At 65.9% G+C, this 15298-nt stretch carries 13 protein-coding genes and 2 pseudogenes; 7 read left to right on the top strand and 8 right to left on the bottom strand.

The window, feature by feature from the left end; genetic code table 11:
• The 4 genes and pseudogenes from EOA29_RS02240 to EOA29_RS02225 all read left to right on the top strand — a co-directional run.
• A partial coding sequence (locus EOA29_RS02240) for a type VI secretion system-associated FHA domain protein (protein WP_348628848.1) occupies positions 1 to 342 on the top strand: 342 nt, incomplete at its 5' end.
• Between the two features lie 3 nt (positions 343 to 345).
• Positions 346 to 798: a type VI secretion system lipoprotein TssJ gene (tssJ, locus tag EOA29_RS02235; protein ID WP_126095510.1), complete on the top strand. Its 453-nt coding sequence runs from the start codon at positions 346 to 348 to the stop codon at positions 796 to 798.
• A 37-nt stretch (positions 799 to 835) separates the two neighbouring features.
• Positions 836 to 2170, top strand: coding sequence for a type VI secretion system baseplate subunit TssK (gene tssK, locus EOA29_RS02230; protein ID WP_126095511.1), 1335 nt, complete (start codon positions 836 to 838; stop codon positions 2168 to 2170).
• 4 nt (positions 2171 to 2174) lie between these two features.
• A pseudogene (locus EOA29_RS02225) lies at positions 2175 to 2564 on the top strand (DotU family type IV/VI secretion system protein); the annotation flags it as partial.
• Here EOA29_RS02225 and EOA29_RS42740 read toward each other — a convergent pair.
• The 4 genes and pseudogenes from EOA29_RS42740 to EOA29_RS02205 all read right to left on the bottom strand — a co-directional run.
• Positions 2546 to 3052 (bottom strand): annotated as a pseudogene (locus EOA29_RS42740) (UPF0280 family protein); the annotation flags it as partial. The pseudogenes EOA29_RS02225 and EOA29_RS42740 overlap by 19 nt on opposite strands.
• A complete protein-coding gene (locus tag EOA29_RS02215) occupies positions 3052 to 4593 on the bottom strand; it encodes a 6-hydroxynicotinate reductase (RefSeq protein ID WP_126090701.1) in 1542 nt (513 codons plus the stop codon). The pseudogene EOA29_RS42740 and the gene EOA29_RS02215, both read right to left, overlap by 1 nt.
• On the bottom strand, positions 4590 to 7343 hold the full coding sequence (locus tag EOA29_RS02210) for a molybdopterin-dependent oxidoreductase (RefSeq protein WP_126090702.1): 2754 nt from the start codon (positions 7341 to 7343) through the stop codon (positions 4590 to 4592). The genes EOA29_RS02215 and EOA29_RS02210 overlap by 4 nt, the downstream gene beginning before the upstream one ends.
• On the bottom strand, positions 7340 to 8197 hold the full coding sequence (locus EOA29_RS02205) for a xanthine dehydrogenase family protein subunit M (protein ID WP_126090703.1): 858 nt from the start codon (positions 8195 to 8197) through the stop codon (positions 7340 to 7342). The genes EOA29_RS02210 and EOA29_RS02205 overlap by 4 nt, the downstream gene beginning before the upstream one ends.
• Before the next feature lie 259 nt (positions 8198 to 8456).
• Here EOA29_RS02205 and pncA point away from each other — a divergent pair, with 259 nt between their 5' ends.
• From pncA to EOA29_RS02190, 3 genes are all read left to right on the top strand, one after another.
• A complete protein-coding gene (gene pncA, locus EOA29_RS02200) occupies positions 8457 to 9071 on the top strand; it encodes a bifunctional nicotinamidase/pyrazinamidase (RefSeq protein ID WP_126090704.1) in 615 nt (204 codons plus the stop codon).
• Positions 9072 to 9436: 365 nt separating this feature from the next.
• Positions 9437 to 10861 (top strand): sodium:proton antiporter, encoded by a 1425-nt coding sequence (locus tag EOA29_RS02195; protein WP_126090705.1) that lies wholly within the window; start codon positions 9437 to 9439, stop codon positions 10859 to 10861.
• Positions 10862 to 10941: 80 nt separating this feature from the next.
• Positions 10942 to 11979, top strand: a complete 1038-nt coding sequence (locus tag EOA29_RS02190; protein WP_245468370.1) for an ornithine cyclodeaminase family protein — start codon at positions 10942 to 10944, stop codon at positions 11977 to 11979.
• A gap of 21 nt (positions 11980 to 12000) precedes the next feature.
• On the opposite strand, the gene EOA29_RS02185 is transcribed toward EOA29_RS02190, so the two are convergent.
• The 4 genes from EOA29_RS02185 to EOA29_RS02170 are packed head-to-tail and all read right to left on the bottom strand — an operon-like array spanning position 12001 to position 15287.
• A complete protein-coding gene (locus EOA29_RS02185; protein WP_126090707.1) occupies positions 12001 to 12729 on the bottom strand; it encodes an ABC transporter ATP-binding protein in 729 nt (242 codons plus the stop codon).
• Positions 12722 to 13450: an ABC transporter ATP-binding protein gene (locus EOA29_RS02180; RefSeq protein ID WP_126090708.1), complete on the bottom strand. Its 729-nt coding sequence runs from the start codon at positions 13448 to 13450 to the stop codon at positions 12722 to 12724. Before EOA29_RS02180 ends, EOA29_RS02185 begins: the two co-directional genes overlap by 8 nt.
• A complete protein-coding gene (locus EOA29_RS02175; RefSeq protein ID WP_126090709.1) occupies positions 13447 to 14409 on the bottom strand; it encodes a branched-chain amino acid ABC transporter permease in 963 nt (320 codons plus the stop codon). Before EOA29_RS02175 ends, EOA29_RS02180 begins: the two co-directional genes overlap by 4 nt.
• Positions 14406 to 15287, bottom strand: a complete 882-nt coding sequence (locus EOA29_RS02170; RefSeq protein WP_126090710.1) for a branched-chain amino acid ABC transporter permease — start codon at positions 15285 to 15287, stop codon at positions 14406 to 14408. The genes EOA29_RS02175 and EOA29_RS02170 overlap by 4 nt, the downstream gene beginning before the upstream one ends.
• Positions 15288 to 15298: the final 11 nt, after the last annotated feature.

Genomic DNA, 15298 nt, shown 5'->3' with positions numbered 1-15298 from the left:
GCCGAGGATGTCATCGTCACCATCATCTCGGAGCGCAGCCCGGGCTTTCTCTCCGGCGAGGCGGCGATCTCCGATGCGGTGCGCGACCTCGCGCAGCACCATGTGCGGGCCTGGCGGGGCGTGCAGGCGGCGCTGCGGCGCATGATCGACCGCTTCGATCCGGCGGCGATCGAGGAAGAGCTGAAATCCAATTCCGCGATCGGCAATCTGCTTTCGGGCGGGCGCAACGCCAAGCTGTGGGAGCTTTACCAGAAACGCCATCGCGACATCGCCCAGAGCGCGGAATCGAGCTTTCTGGGCGAAATCGGCGCGGACTTCAGGGATGCTTACGAAGAGGAGTAGGACATGATCGACAGACGCGAATTCATCGTTGCCCTCGGCGCGACGGGGCTGCTTGCGGCTTGCCAGAGCGGCCCGCCGAAACCATCGGTTATCTCGGTCAATGTGAGCGGTGGCGCCGGCATGAATCCGGGACCGGGCGGCGGCGATAGGCCGGTGACCGTGCTGGTGATGCGGCTCGCCAGCACCGGAAAGTTCAATTCGGCCGACTATTTCGCGCTGCAGGGCGACGCGGGCTCGGCGCTCGGCGCCGATCTCATCGGCTCCGACTCAATCTCCGTCGCGCCGGGAAAGACCGCGGCCAAGACCATCACGGTCGAGCCGAACGCGACGGCGCTCGGCTTCGTCGCGCTGATCCGCGAGCCTGGCGGCAGGAACTGGCGTACGACCAAGTCCGTGTCACCGGGGTCGAAATTCACCATCAATGTCAGCCTCGGCAGCGGCGGTATTTCCGCCTGACGGCCAGACAACAGGTAGCAGTGCAGAGAGCAGCAGCATGAGCGACGCAAACAGGGTGCTGTGGTCCGAGGGGCTCTTCTTGAGGACCCAGCACTTCCAGCAGCAGGACCGGTTCTTCGAAGCGATGGTGCGCGGCACGTTGCAGGCCGGCCAGCTCCACACGTTCGGCTTCCAGCAGTTGACGCTCGATCAGTCGCTGCTCGAGGCAGGCCAGATCTCGATCGTGTCCGCCCGGGGCATTTTCCCGGACGGCACGCCCTTCTCCATCCCGGAACTGATGGACGCGCCGAAGCCGCTGCCGGTGACGGCCGACACCGGCGCCGGGCCGGTGCTGGTCGCCCTGCCGCTCGAGCCGCCCGGCGGCGTCGGTTTCGACCCGGCGCACGCGGCGTCGACCGGCGCGCGCTATCATGGCAAGATCGTTTCGGTGCGCGATGCCGTCCAGGGCGGCTCCGACCCGGAAGAGATCGAGATCGCGCGGCCGCAGGCAGTGCTGCTCGCACCCGGCAAATCGGTCGGCGGCTACACCGCGCTGCCGATCGCCGACATCAAAGGTGTTCGCGCCGACGGCGGCGTTTCGCTCGACGAGAGTTTCCTGCCGCCGACGTTGATCACCGGCGCGGTCGCCTGGTACCGGCAATTGCTGCAGGAAGTCGTCACCGGCCTCGACCAGATCGCCGAGGCCCACGGCAAGATGGTGATGGGCGGCCCCGGCCGCAGCGTCGAGGACCTCCTGATGCTGCATCTCGCCAATGCGGCGCGGCCGCGGCTTGCCCACATGCTGGCGCAGGACGTCTTCCATCCGGCCGAGCTTTATCTCGAGCTTGCCGGGCTCGCCGGCGAAATGGCGACCTACGGTTCCAGCGCGCGCCGGCTTGGCGAGTTGCCTGCCTACGATCACATGGCGCCCGGGCCGGCCTATATGGCGCTTGCAGACGCCTTGCGCTCGCTGATCCTGAGCCTGCGCTACATCGAGCCGAAATCGCGCGCGCTGCCGGTCATGCGGCACGCGACCAATGTCTGGAAGGTGCGCATCGACAATCCGAAGCTTCTGGTCGCCAGCCGCATCGTCATCCGCGTCGGCTCCGAGTTGTCGGAGGACGCGCTGCGCAAGATCTTCGTCAACCAGGCCACCGTGGGGTCGGCCGACCAGTTCGAGGGGCTGTGGAAGTCGCGCCTGCCCGGCATTCCGCTGAAGCCGCTGCATTCGCAGCCGCGCGAGATCCCCTATGACGGCGACCGGCTGTGCCTGGAACTGGATCAGAAGAGCGAGCATTGGGCTTCGCTGCTCGACGCCCCCGGTTTCGTCATCGGCGTTTCCGGTGTCCTGCCGAGCGAGCCGCAGGTCGACTGCTATTCGGTGAACAGGTGAGGCCATGAGCCGGGATGATCCCTTCGGACTGTCGGAGGATCGCGAGCGCACGCGCATCAGGCTGACCGGCGCGTCGCCGCGGCCAATGGCGCCGCTGACGCCGGGCGCGCCGGTGAAGCGGGCGCGCGCGCACCCCAATACGCTGATCAACACATTCGCGCCGCTGCTCGAATTCGCGCCGGAGCTTGAAAGCGCGCTGGCGCCCGAGAACCCGGAGGTGCTGCGCACGCGCCTGCTCGACGAACTGGTCCGTGCGCGCGACGCCGCGATGGCGGCGGGATCCTCGCTGGAGCGGGCCGACCAGGCCGCCTGGGCGGTGGCGGCGCTGCTCGACGATCTTGCGCTCAACACGCCCTGGGGCGGCGCTAGCGCATGGCCGCGCCAGCCGCTGGTGGCAACGCCGCGCACGCCATCTTCGGCGCGGATGGTGATGCGGTCGGCGAGGCCATGCCCGGTGCCGGCGATGGCCAGCGTCATCGTCTCGCCCTTGCCGAGATGGATAGAGCTGTCGCCGCCATTGTTGACATAGGCGCGGTCGAGTTTTCGTCCGACAAGCACTGCCGCCAGAATTTCGTCGGCTACCGAACCGGCGACGGCGGCCATCGGCGTGATGAATTCTTCCGCCAGCGGTGTGACCGCAGCCTCCATGCGCCGCGCCGTCGGGCCGGCGAAAGCGCGCGCCCGCAACGAGGCCGGTCGGCGCAATTCGGGAAGTTCTTCCACCAGCTCGGTCAGGATCGTCTGGAAGCGCGCGACGGCCTGAGCGTAAGCGGCGCGGCGTTCAACTGCATCGCCAAAGGCCTCGACGATCAGATCGATCGGCCCGTGATTGAGATGAAGCCGCCTGCCGTCGGCGAGCCAATGCGCCCGCGGGCCGTTCATCATCCGGCCCCGTTGGCTTTGGTGCGACGCAATTGCGCCAGCGGCGGCCAGGGATTGCCGGCGCGCGCGCCAGTGCCGCGGCGCGGATTGAGGTACTCGCCGCCCCTGGCGAGGATATCCTCGACGCTGCGGATCTCGCTTTCATAGCCGCCCAGCCGGACATAGTCGTCGCGGCGCATGGTGAATTCGATCGGGGCGACCAGCGCCGGCGTCGGCACATAGCCGAAGGCGCCCTCCGGCACGCGGGTCACGTCGACCATCAGCGTGATACCGCCACCCGGCCAGACATAGACCGGTGCGCCGCCGACCGTCACATAGGTTTTCAGGCCCTGTACCGAACGGGTGAGGTTGACCGGGTTTTCGGTAACGCCGGCGCGCAGCGAGCCGCCGGCGCCGCCGACGAAGAGAACAGTGCACAGTGCCGGCTCACAATTGTCCTCGATCAGGCCGACGGATTTCTGCAGCCGATCCGGGAATGGCTTTTCTACCGGCTTGAGCTGGTCGTCGAGTTCGTAATAGGCGAACTGCTCGCCGGTGGTCGAAACCATCATGAGCGACAGCCCGGGGCGAGCACCTTTCTTGGGGTTCCAATCGCCCAGGATCGACAGCGGATCCGAGATCGTGGTGCCGCCCCAGCCGAGGCCGGGCTCCGATACCTTGAAGTAACGGCCGGGCGTCGAACGCCGGCCGATGATTTTTATGCCGGTATCCTCCCAGCCCAGCACCTTGCCGGCCTGATGCTCGGAGACGACGCCGGTGATGTGGTCGTCGACCACCACCACCTCGTCGACCAGGCCGCGCCACTGCGTGGCGAACATGCCGATGGTGGCCGAGCCGCATCCGACGCGCATGCGGTGCTCGACCTTGCCGTCGATGACCGGCGGTTTGCCGGCCTCGACGACGACCGTCGCGCCGCCATCGATGGTGAGCTCCACCGGCTTGCGGTTGCAGAGGTTGAGCAGTGCATCGCAGGTGGCGCGTCCCTCGGCCTTCGAGCCGCCGGTCAGGTGATGGACGCCGCCGAGCGACAGCATCTGCGAGCCGTATTCGCCAGTGGTGACGTGGCCGATCGCCTCGCCTTCGGAGCGCACGGTCGCCGTCTCATCGCCGATATGGCGGTCGGTGTCGATCTTCACCTTGACGCCGCAGTAGGAGAAGATTCCTTCGGTGACGACGGTGACGAGATCGACGCCCTCGACCTCCTGGCTGACGATGAAGGGGGCCGGCTTATAGTCCGGATAGGTGGTGCCGGCGCCGATAGCGGTGACGAAGCGGCGGCCGGTGTTGACCAACTCGCCGTTCCAGGCTTCGCCCTCGGCGATAAAGGGCACGACCGCGCCGCCGGTCTCGGCCGCATGGTCGAGGATGGTCAGCGGGTCCATGCGCACGATGCGGCCGCCGACATTGCCGTAGCGGTCGCAGGCGCCGGTGCGGCCGTCGGCGATGTAGCACATCACCGGGCAGGCATCGCAGCGGATCTTCTCCGCCACCTGCTTCTCGCCGGGGTCGTGGGTTTCGAAACGTTCGGCAAGCTCGCTCATCGGCGCGCCTCCTTCTCACGGATCGCCGCCAGGATGCGGCTCGGCGTCGCCGGTACCTTGGTGACCAGGACACCTGTTGCATGGCGGATGGCGTTGAGGATCGCCGGCGCCGTCGGGATCAGCACATGCTCGCCCAATCCCTTGGCGCCGAAGGGTCCTTCCGGGTCCGGAACTTCGACCAATATGTGCTCGATCGGCGGCACGTCGCCGATGGTCGGGATGAGATAGTCATGCAAGTTCTCGGTGCGGCCGGGGATGTATTCCTCCATCAGCGCCATGCCGATGCCTTGCGCGATGCCGCCCTCGATCTGGCCTTCGACCAGCACAGGGTTGATCGCCTTGCCGACATCGTGCGCGGCGGTGATCTTGATCAGCTTCACCGTGCCGAGTTTGAGATCGACCTCCAGTTCGACAATCTGCGCGCCGTAGCCGTAGACGGCGTAGGGCTTGCCCTGGCCCTTGGCGTCAAGCGGCAGCGTCGGCGGGTCATAGGTCTCTTCCGCGACGAACACCAGGTCGTCGGCATTGGGTTTCAGCGCCGTGAGATCGATGCGCCGCGTCGCGTCGCCCTCTCGGATGGAGATGCTCGCGCCATCGAGCGCGATCGATGCCCGGTCGGATACATTGGCGAAGCGCAGGATTTTTTCGCGCAAGGCGCGACCCGCCGTCTCGGCCGCCTTGCCGGTCACAAAAGTCTGGCGCGAGGCGGATGTCTTGCCGGCATCGGGCGTGATGGCGGTGTCGGCGCTCTTCAGCCGGAACTTCTCCAACGCCAGGCCGAGCGCGTCGGCGCAGATCTGCGTTATGACCGTGTTCGATCCCTGGCCGATATCGACCGCGCCCTGGTGCAGGATCACCTCGCCGGCGGCCGAGATGCCGACCTTGATGGTCGAGGGGTTGGGCAGCGAGGTGTTGCCGCAGCCATACCAGCAGGACGCGACGCCGACGCCGCGTTTGCTTGCCCGATTGGCGACGTTGAAGACTTCCGCCTCCGTGAGCGCACGCGCCCAGTGCGGGCGAAGCTGCTCCAAACATTCGCCGATGCCGACGCCGGACTCCAGGCGCTGTCCCGTGACCGTTTCGGAGCCGTTCCGAAGACAGTTCTTCAGCCGAAAATCGAGGCGGTCCAGACCGAGCTTGCCGGCGAGTTCATCATAGAGCGTTTCCTGCATGATGGTGGCCTGCGGCACACCGAAGCCGCGGAAGGCGCCGGCGACCGGGCCATTGGTGTGGATGGCGTAGCCCGTCGCGCGGTAGTTCGGCGTGACGTAAGGGCCGGAGGCATGCACCGGCACGCGGTTGGCGACGGTCGGCCCCCAGCTGGCATAGGCGCCGGTGTTGAAGTCGCCGGCGAAAACCATGCCGGTGACACGGCCTTCGGCATCCGCGCCGACGGTCGCCCTCATCTCGGCCGGATGGCGTTTGGTGGTCGACATCATCGATTCATTGCGCGTGTAGACAAGCGCCGCCGGCCGTCCCGTCTTCATCGCCACAAGGCCGATGAGAGGCTGCAGCGAGACATCGAGTTTTGAGCCAAAGCCGCCGCCGGTGGCGGTCGGCACGATGCGCACTTTCTCGACCGGAAGGCCAAGCAACTTGGCCGTGTCGTCGCGGTCCATATAGGGCGCCTGGGTGCAGGCGACGACGACCAGCGTGTCGCCGTCCATGTAAGCATAGCCGGCTTCCGGCTCGATATAGGCGTGCTCGACGAAGGAGGTGTCGATGGCGCCGGAGACGGTGACGGCCGCGTCGGCAAGCGCGCCGTCTGGATCGCCGCGCTCGACAAAGCCTGACGTGAGAACGTTCGCCGGCCGGTGCTGATGGATCAGCGTGGCGCCGTTCGCCTTTGCCTCGCAGGGCTGCAGCACATGCGGCAGTTCCGTCCAGGCGATCGGAAAATCGTTGAGGTCGAGATCGAGGATCGCTTCGCGCTCGCCAGCCACCAGTGCCACCGCCTCGCCGCGCAGCCGCGCGAAACCTTCGGCGAGCGCCGGCTGGTCGGCAAAGGGACCGATGACACCGAAGCAATTGTGGCCCGGAATGTCGGCGGCGGTGAAGACGCTGGCGATGCCCTGATGGGAATCCGCCCAGACCTTGAGATCGCCGAAGCTGAAGCTCGCATGATAATATGGCGAGCGGACCACGATCACCGCCAGCGCATCGGCCGGAAAAGAGTCGCCACCGAACTTTTCGTCGCCGGTAACTTTCGGCAGGCCATCGAGGCGGATCGGCGAGGCGCCAACGGCGCGGCCAACCTCCGGCAGGCGATGGTCGACACCATACATGTGGCGCGAGGCATGCATCACTGCGGCGATGATCTTTCGATACCCCGTGCAGCGGCAGAGCACGCCGCCCAGCGCATCCTGCGTCTCGGCCTCGCTCGGGGTGGGATTGCGCTCCAGCAGCGCGGTGGCCGCCACCAGCAGGCCCGGGGTGCAGATGCCACATTGCGCGGCACCGTGCTCGAGGAAGGACGCCTGCAGGGCGGACAGCCTGCCATTGGCGAGGCCCTCGACCGTGGTCACGGCAGTGCCGGAGACGGAGGCCGCCGGCACGAGGCAGGCGCAGACCGGATTGCCGTCGACCAGAACGGTGCAGGCGCCGCAGTCGCCGGCATCGCAACCGACCTTGGTGCCGGTCAGCCGCAACTCGTCGCGCAAGACCTGCGACAGCCGCCGCACCGGCGGCACCGAAACGCTGACGACAGCGCCATTGACCTCGAAGGCGATATCGGCGCGCTCCATGCTCATGCCGCCACCCTGCTTTCGCCGAGGCCGACGGCGGCGCGCACCGCGCGCGCGACGATCTCACGCGCCGCATCCTGCCGATATTCGGCGCTGCCGCGCACATCGGCTATCGGCGACAGTTCCTCGATCGGCGCGGACAGCACCGCATCCGAGAGCGCGGCGGTGACCGGCTGGCCGCGCAAAGCCGCCTCGACGCCGGCAAGACGACGGGCGACGGCGGAGCAGGCACCGACGGCGATCGCGGCATCGGCGACCACACCATCGTCAACCACCAGGCGAGCCGCCGCCATGGCGATCGAGATGACGAGATAGCGCCGCGCGCCGAGCTTGACGAAGGCCGAGGTGCCGACGGCCGAACGCTTAGGCACACGAATGGCGGTGACCATCTCGTGCGGCCGCGACGCCGTGCGGCGATTGCCGAGGATGAAGTCGCCCAGCGGCAGATGACGGGTTGCTTCGGCAGACCGCACCTCGACATCGGCATCGAGCACCAGCAGCGCCGGCACGCCATCCGCGGCAGGCGAAGCGTTGCAGAGATTGCCGGCAACGGTGGCGACGTTCTGGATCTGGACCGAGCCGACCTCGCGCGCGGCCGCCTTCAGCCCATCAAACGCGGCCGGCAACGAGTGACGGACGATGTCGGTCCAGGTGGTGCGGGCGCCGATTCGCCAATGTTCTTCCGCCTCGGCGATACCCCGCAGTTCGACCAGCCCGTTGACGTCGAGGATGTTGTCGCGGAAGGGTTTTGCGCCCTGCGCCGGATAGAAATCCGTGCCGCCGGCGAGGATGCGCCAGCGGTCCTCGCCAAGCAAGGCGAGCGCCTCGTCGACCGTGGTGGGTTTCGCGTAACGGATCACGCCTTGCCTTCCTAGAAAGGGGCCTTTCCGAGGGAACCTGCCGGGCATCAGGCTCGGGCAAATTCATTCGTATGCAAATGATATCAAGTTCGCCGCAATTGTCAAAGCGGAGCGATGGCCGGGGCACGTCACGGACTGCTCGGCACAGCTTTGTTATGGCTTGAGAGGTTGACGCCGACAGTCATCTGGTCAAGGTTCCGTCTCCGGTCGCGTCAGTGGCACTTCGACTGGAGCCCAAGCCAAGACAGAGGGAGGCCGCATGGCCGCAGAAGCGCTCATCGTCATCGACCTGCAGAACGACTTCTGCCCCGGCGGCGCGCTGGCGGTGGCCGGCGGCGACGAGATCGTGCCGCTGGTCAACGATCTGATCCGCCACACGGAGCATGTCGTATTGACGCAGGACTGGCATCCGGCCGGCCATTCGAGCTTCGCCTCCAGCCATCCCGGCAAGCAGCCCTTCGAGACGATCGAGATGCCTTACGGACCGCAGACGCTCTGGCCGGACCATTGCATCCAGGGCAGCCTCGGCTCGGACTTCCATTCCGGACTTGCCTGGACCAAGGCGGAGCTGGTGATCCGCAAGGGTTTCCGCACGGCGATCGACTCTTACTCGGCCTTCTTCGAGAATGACCATACGACACCCACCGGTCTTGCCGGCTATCTGAAGGAACGCGGCATCGAGACCGTCACCCTGGTCGGGCTCGCCACCGATTTCTGCGTCGCCTTCTCGGCGCTCGATGCGGTGAAGCAAGGCTTCAAGACGACTGTGCGGCTCGACGCCTGCCGCGGCATCGATCTCAACGGGTCGGTCGACACGATGATTGCACGCATGCGCGAAGCCGGCGTGACGCTCGAAGATCATTTGTCGGACTGACTGTGGACGCAAAGGTCTCGTGTCCCAAGACAGGATTATCGCCTCCGGATGAGGACCCCCTCACCCGGTTTGCCAGCCGGATTGCGAAGGGCAATCCGGGGCAATCCGACCTCTCCCCAATGGGGAGAGGAGGTCACCAGTCTGCGGCGCCGGGATGCGGGCTCCCCCTTCTCCCCTTGTGGGAGAAGGGGGAGCCGAAGGCGACGGATGAGGGGTGTTCCAGGGAACGCCGGCGTCTCACTCCGCTGGAGCACCCCTCATCCGTCTCGGCGCTGCGCGCCGATCCACCGCCCGGGGGCGAGCCACGGGTCTCGCCCCGTCCTTCGGACCCCACAAGGGGAGAAGGGAGGGCGCGCAGCGGCCGGATGAGGGGGCTTTTCTCATACGTAACCGCGCTCGCCGTTGCGGTGCTGTTTCCAGCACAGGCGCTCGCCGCCGAGGCTCATGAGCTGCCCGGCGCCGCGATGTCGCTCTGGTGGGCACTGCCCTTCGCCGGACTGCTTTTGTCGATCGCGACCGGGCCGCTGCTCTTTCATCATGTCTGGGAGCATCACTACGGCAAGATTGCCGCCGCCTGGGCCGCTTTGGTGGTTGTTCCCCTCGCGGTCGCGTTCGGCGTTCCGATGGCAGGCGAGGCGGTGCTGCATACGCTGCTGACCGAATACATGTCCTTCATCATTCTTTTGTTCGCGCTCTATACGATTTCGGGCGGCATCCTGCTTGCGGGCAACATCCATGGCACGCCGCTGGTGAATGCCGGCCTGCTGCTTGTCGGCGCGATCCTGGCCTCGGTCATCGGCACGACGGGAGCCTCGATGATCCTGATCCGACCGGTCCTGCGCGCCAACGACAACCGGCCGTTCAACGCGCATGTGGTGATCTTCTTCATCTTCCTGGTATCCAACATCGGCGGCTCGCTGACGCCGCTTGGCGATCCGCCGCTGTTCGTCGGCTTCCTGCGCGGCGTCGATTTCTTCTGGACCACGGTGCATATCCTGCCCGACACGCTGTTCGTCGGCGGCCTGGTGCTCGCCGTCTTCCTCGCGCTCGACATCGTCCTGCATCGCCGCGAGGCCGGCATGCCAAAGATCAAGGACCCGACGCCGGACACGAAGGTGCGCCTGCGCGGGCTGGCCAATTTGCCGCTGCTGGCCGGCGTCATCGGCGCGATCCTGCTTTCGGCGAGTTGGAAGCCGGGCGTGAGCTTTTCCATCCTCGGCGTCAGCCTGGAGCTGCAGAACCTGGTGCGTGACGCGATCATCCTTGCGCTGGCCTTTCTGTCGCTTCAAGTCTCGTACAAGAGCCACCGCCAGGCGAACGGCTTCACCTGGGGTCCCATCGCCGAAGTGGCGAAATTGTTTGCCGGCATCTTCATCTGCATCGTGCCGGTCATCGCCATCCTGAGGGCAGGTCACGACGGCGCGCTGGCACCGCTGGTCTCGCTGGTCACCTCGGCGGACGGCCAGCCCAACGACCTCGCCTATTTCTGGCTGACCGGCGCGCTGTCGTCCTTCCTCGACAATGCGCCGACCTATCTCGTGTTCTTCGAGCTTGCGGGCGGCGATGCGAAGCACCTGATGACGGAGGCCGCCTCGACGCTCGCCGCGGTCTCGGCCGGTGCGGTGTTCATGGGCGCCAACACCTATATCGGCAATGCGCCGAACTTCATGGTGTTTGCCATCGCCAGGCATCGCGGCTTCAAGATGCCCGGCTTCTTCGGCTACATGGCGTGGTCGGGCCTGGTGCTGATCCCGACTTTTTTGATCGCGGGGTTTGTGTTCTTCCGTTGAGCCGAGACACGACCAGCGTTGGCGATGCCCTTGTCGGGTGAAGCCGACGCCGCCGGCAGCCGCTGGCATGGAGTAGCCGGATGGCGACGGCGCTTGCGTATGCGGGGCCTGCAGTTTCTGCTATTGTCGAGCAGGTGCGGAGTTGGGTTGGGGCGACAATGACGACCATCGAGAAGCTGCCCTATCTGTCAGCCGAATTCCTGGATGGCTTGACGATTTCGACGTCCGACGTGGTCGATGAAATCGAGCGACAGATCATCGGTCAGAGGCGTGGCGAAGTATGGTGCGCGCCGAAGGCGGTGGTGCTGCCAGGCGACGACCGCTACATCATGGCGACCCTCGGCGTCGCGACCGAGCCCCGGGTGCTGGCGACCAAATCGCTGGTGGTCAACCCCCGCAACGCCGAGCGGGGACTTGCAACCCTGAACTCGCTGGTCACCCTTCTCGATGCTGAGACGGGTCTGCCGCTTGCTGTGGTCGACGGCAATTGGGTGACGTCCAAGCGTACGGCCGGTCTAAGCGCCGTGGCAGCCAGGCGTCTGGCTCGGGCCGACTCAGCGTGCGTCGCGTTCATCGGATGCGGCGTTCAGGCGCGCGCTCATCTCGAGGTCCTGGCCGATCTTTTTCCGCTGCAGGAGATTCGGGCCTTTGGTCGGGGCACAGGCAATCGTGACGCACTCTGTCGGATGGCTGAGACACGTGGTCTGACCGCAGTGGCGAGCGATACCGCCAAAGAGGCGGTCGAATCTGCTGATATCGTGGTGACAACGGTCACTTTGGTGCCCGAGCCCGCTTCATTTCTGGATGCGCGTTGGCTGAAGGCCGGAGTCTTCGCGACCATGACCGATCTGGCCCTGCCCTGGCTGCCTGAAACCATGGCTGTCTTCGATCGCATCGTGATAGACGACTTGGTGCAGGAGGCGACGATGAGCAGACCGATGGTCAAGCCCGAACTCGTTGCCGGCGACTTGACGGGTTTGGTCGGCGGCGACGTGTCGGGTCGTCAAAGCGCGAGTGAGCGAACAGCTTTCACGTTCCGTGGCATGGCGGTCGGCGATCTTGCAATAGCCGGCCTGGCATTCGTACGCGCGAAAGCGATCGGCGCGCTGGACGACTAGCGTGAAGGCCCAAGGCCTGGCTCAACCTACGCCGACATACCGCCGAACCGCCGAAGGATCGGAGCGCAGTTCCTCGACATCGACCGTCTCGCGGTTGCGGCCGTTCTCGATGAAAGAGACGCGGTCGGCTACCGAGAGCACGGCATCGACGCGCTGCTCGACCAGGATCGTCGAGACGCCGAGCTCGCGTAGCTTCGCCACCGTCTCGCGGATCTTGGCGATCATCGACGGCATCAGCCCTTCGGTCGGCTCGTCGAGCAGAAGCACCTGCGGTTCCAGGCAAAGCGCGCGCGCCATGGCGAGCATCTGCTGCTCGCCGCCTGAGAGCGTGCCGGAACGTTGCCTGAGGCGTTCCCTGAGCAGCGGGAAGAGATCGAGGACGTTCTCACGCGTCGCCTTGCCCTTGGCTCGCGCCATCAGGCCGATCTCGATGTTTTCCGCCACCGTCATATCGGCGAACAATCGCCTGCCCTGCGGCACATAGGCAACGCCGGCCTTCGGCACGTCATGCGCGGCGAGCCCGGTCAGTTCCTTGCCGTCCAGCCTGATCGAGCCGGCCGCCGCCGGCACCAGCCCCATGATCGCTTTCAGCGTCGTCGTCTTGCCGGCGCCGTTGCGGCCGAACAGGCAAAGCACCTCGCCCTTGTTCAGCACGAGATCGAGGCCGTAGAGCACCTGGACCTCGCCATAGAAACAGTCGAGGCCGGAAATGGTCAGCAGCCCCCTCTCAGTCCCGGGGAGATCAGCCATGGGTCGCTCCGAGATAGGCATCCTGCACTTCAACGTCGGCGCGGATCTGCTCCGGCGTGCCTTCGGCGAGGATCTTTCCCGAATTGAAGACGGTGATGCGGTCGGCAAGCTGCATGACCACCGGCATGTTGTGCTCGATGAGCAGCACGGTGGCGCTTTTGGCGATCTCGCGGACGAGGACGATAAAATTGTCGATCTCGCTGTCGGCCAGGCCTTGCGTCGGCTCGTCAAGGATCAAGAGGCGCGGCTTCAGCGCCAACCCCATCGCGATTTCCAGCAGGCGCTGGTGGCCATAGGAAAGGTGCGCGGCCAGCGTGCCGGCGCGGTCGGCGAGGCCGATGCGCTCCAGCGCAGCCATGACACCGCTCCTCACCTGCCCCTTCGAGCGGCCGTCGGTCAGCGTGCGCTGCACCGGCAACGCGACATTGTCGAAAGCCGTGAGATTGGCGAAGACGCTGGTGATCTGGAACGTGTAGGCGACGCCGAGGCGAACCCTTTTGTAAGCCGGCATGCCGGTGATGTCGGCGCCGTCGAAGACGATCGTGCCGGAGGACGGCCGGATGCGGCCGCTGAGCAGGCTGACGAAGGTGGTCTTGCCGGCGCCGTTGGGGCCGATGATGGCGCGGATCTCGCCCGGCATCAGTGCGAAGTCGACGCCGTCGACGGCGCGCAACCCGCCGAAATGACGCGACAGGCCCTTGGTGGTGAGCAGCGGCGTCATGGCAGCCATCCCAGCCAGCGCTGGCGGATGCTGCCCAGAATGCCCTTCGGGGCAAACAGTACCAGCAGGATGAGCGCGACGCCGACGATCAGCAGATAGGCCGAGGTGAAGCCGCTGGTGATGTCGGTGACATAGTACATGAAAAGCGTGCCGATCAGCGGCCCGAGCGTCGTCGCGGCGCCGCCGAGCAGCACCCACAGCAGGGGCAGGATCGAGTACTGCACCGAAGCGAAACTCGAGCCGATATAGCCGAACAGCAGCGCATAGGCCGCGCCGGATGCAGCGCAGATCGTGCCGGAGAGGACCACGGCGGCGAGCTTGTTGGCGACCGTGTCGTAGCCCAGCATCCTGGTGCGCTCCTCGTTCTCGCGGATGGCGACCAGCACGCGGCCGAAGCGGGAGCGGACGACGGCAAGCGTGATGAACAGCACGACCGAGAACAGCGCCAGCGCACTCATGTAGCGCACGGTCGGGTTGGTGAGGTCGAACGATGTGCTGCCGAAATTCAACGCGCGCGACGTTTGCTGGATGACCAGGCCCTGGTCGCCGCCGGTCCAGGCGGCGAAATAGAGGATGAGCAGATAGAAGACCTGCGCGAACATCATGGTGACGATCATGAACGCCACACCAGAGGTGCGCAGCGCGAGCAGGCCGATGACCAGGGCAAGCAGCGCGCCGCAGGCCACACCGGCAATGAAGCTTTCCGGCACGCCCCAGCCCAGATGGTACACCGTCAGCCCGGCGCCGTAGAGGCCGGCCGAGAAGAACATGGCATGGCCGAGGCTGAGCAGGCCGACATAGCCGAAGAGCAGATTGTAGCCCATGGCGAAGACGGCGAGCGTCATGATGCGGGCGAAAAGCCCCTGGTGGTAGTCAGGCAGGACGAAGTTCAGGACGAACAAAAGCGCGATGATCCCGATATGCGGGGCGTAGGTCTTTGCCAGCGAAACATCCTTCATCGCTGAGTGGTCCCAAACAACCCTTGAGGCCGGAACACCAGCACCATGGCGACGACCAGCGTGGCGATGATCTTGGCCAAAGTCGGCGAGAAGAACATCGAGATGATGCCGTCGGAAAGACCGATCAGGATGGCGGCGACCACGGTGCCACGCAGCGAGCCCAGCCCACCGATGATGACGACGATGAAGGACAGGAGCAACGGATCCTGTCCCATCAGGTAATGCGCCTGGCTGATCGGCACGATCAGCACCGCGGCGATCGCCGCCAGCATGGCGCCGATGGCGAAGACGCCGGCATAGACGCGCTCGACCGGAATGCCGAAGGCCTGCGCGGTCTCGCGATCGTACTGCGTGGCGCGCATGATCAGGCCGATCTTGGTGCGCGTCAGCACCAGCCAGGTCAGCACGAGGAGAATGGCGGAGGCCGCGACCACCGACAGCTTGTAGCCGGAATAGCCGAACCATGGCAGGAGGATGCGGTAGCTGAAAGGCGGCTCGACCGGGCGCGCCTCCGGCCCGTAGAAGGTCAGCGCCAGTTGCTGGATGATGTAGAGCATGCCGATGGTGGCGACGATGGTGCTTTCGGGATTGTAGTTCAGCCGGCGCAGCACAAGCCATTCAGCAAGAAACGCGACCAGCCCGACCAGCAAGGGCGCGATCACCAGCGCGGCAACGAAGCCGACCGCCGGATGGCCCGAGATCGCCGTCGAGACCGCCCAGGCAAGCACCGCGCCCAGCATGAAGAACTCGCCGTGGGCGACATTGACGATGCGCATGACGCCGAAGACCAGCGACAGGCCGAGCGCCGTCAGCGCCAGCACGGCGGACGTGACGAGGCCTTCGAGGGCGGCTAGGAGGAGGTGGGGTCCGAAGTGCATGGATTACACAC

The organism is Mesorhizobium sp. M1E.F.Ca.ET.063.01.1.1 (genome assembly GCF_003998155.1).
Lineage (GTDB): Bacteria > Pseudomonadota > Alphaproteobacteria > Rhizobiales > Rhizobiaceae > Mesorhizobium.
This window is presented reverse-complemented; position numbering and strand designations above follow the sequence as displayed.

What these genes read in the sequence shown, in the direction of transcription:
- tssJ (WP_126095510.1), top strand. Translation starts at nt 346, where the DNA reads ATGATCGACAGACGCGAATTCATCGTTGCCCTCGGCGCGACGGGGCTG.
- tssK (WP_126095511.1), top strand. Translation starts at nt 836, where the DNA reads ATGAGCGACGCAAACAGGGTGCTGTGGTCCGAGGGGCTCTTCTTGAGG.
- EOA29_RS02215 (WP_126090701.1), bottom strand. Translation starts at nt 4,593, where the DNA reads ATGAGCGAGCTTGCCGAACGTTTCGAAACCCACGACCCCGGCGAGAAG.
- EOA29_RS02210 (WP_126090702.1), bottom strand. Translation starts at nt 7,343, where the DNA reads ATGAGCATGGAGCGCGCCGATATCGCCTTCGAGGTCAATGGCGCTGTC.
- pncA (WP_126090704.1), top strand. Translation starts at nt 8,457, where the DNA reads ATGGCCGCAGAAGCGCTCATCGTCATCGACCTGCAGAACGACTTCTGC.
- EOA29_RS02195 (WP_126090705.1), top strand. Translation starts at nt 9,437, where the DNA reads ATGAGGGGGCTTTTCTCATACGTAACCGCGCTCGCCGTTGCGGTGCTG.
- EOA29_RS02190 (WP_245468370.1), top strand. Translation starts at nt 10,942, where the DNA reads ATGGCGACGGCGCTTGCGTATGCGGGGCCTGCAGTTTCTGCTATTGTC.
- EOA29_RS02185 (WP_126090707.1), bottom strand. Translation starts at nt 12,729, where the DNA reads ATGGCTGATCTCCCCGGGACTGAGAGGGGGCTGCTGACCATTTCCGGC.
- EOA29_RS02180 (WP_126090708.1), bottom strand. Translation starts at nt 13,450, where the DNA reads ATGACGCCGCTGCTCACCACCAAGGGCCTGTCGCGTCATTTCGGCGGG.
- EOA29_RS02175 (WP_126090709.1), bottom strand. Translation starts at nt 14,409, where the DNA reads ATGAAGGATGTTTCGCTGGCAAAGACCTACGCCCCGCATATCGGGATC.
- EOA29_RS02170 (WP_126090710.1), bottom strand. Translation starts at nt 15,287, where the DNA reads ATGCACTTCGGACCCCACCTCCTCCTAGCCGCCCTCGAAGGCCTCGTC.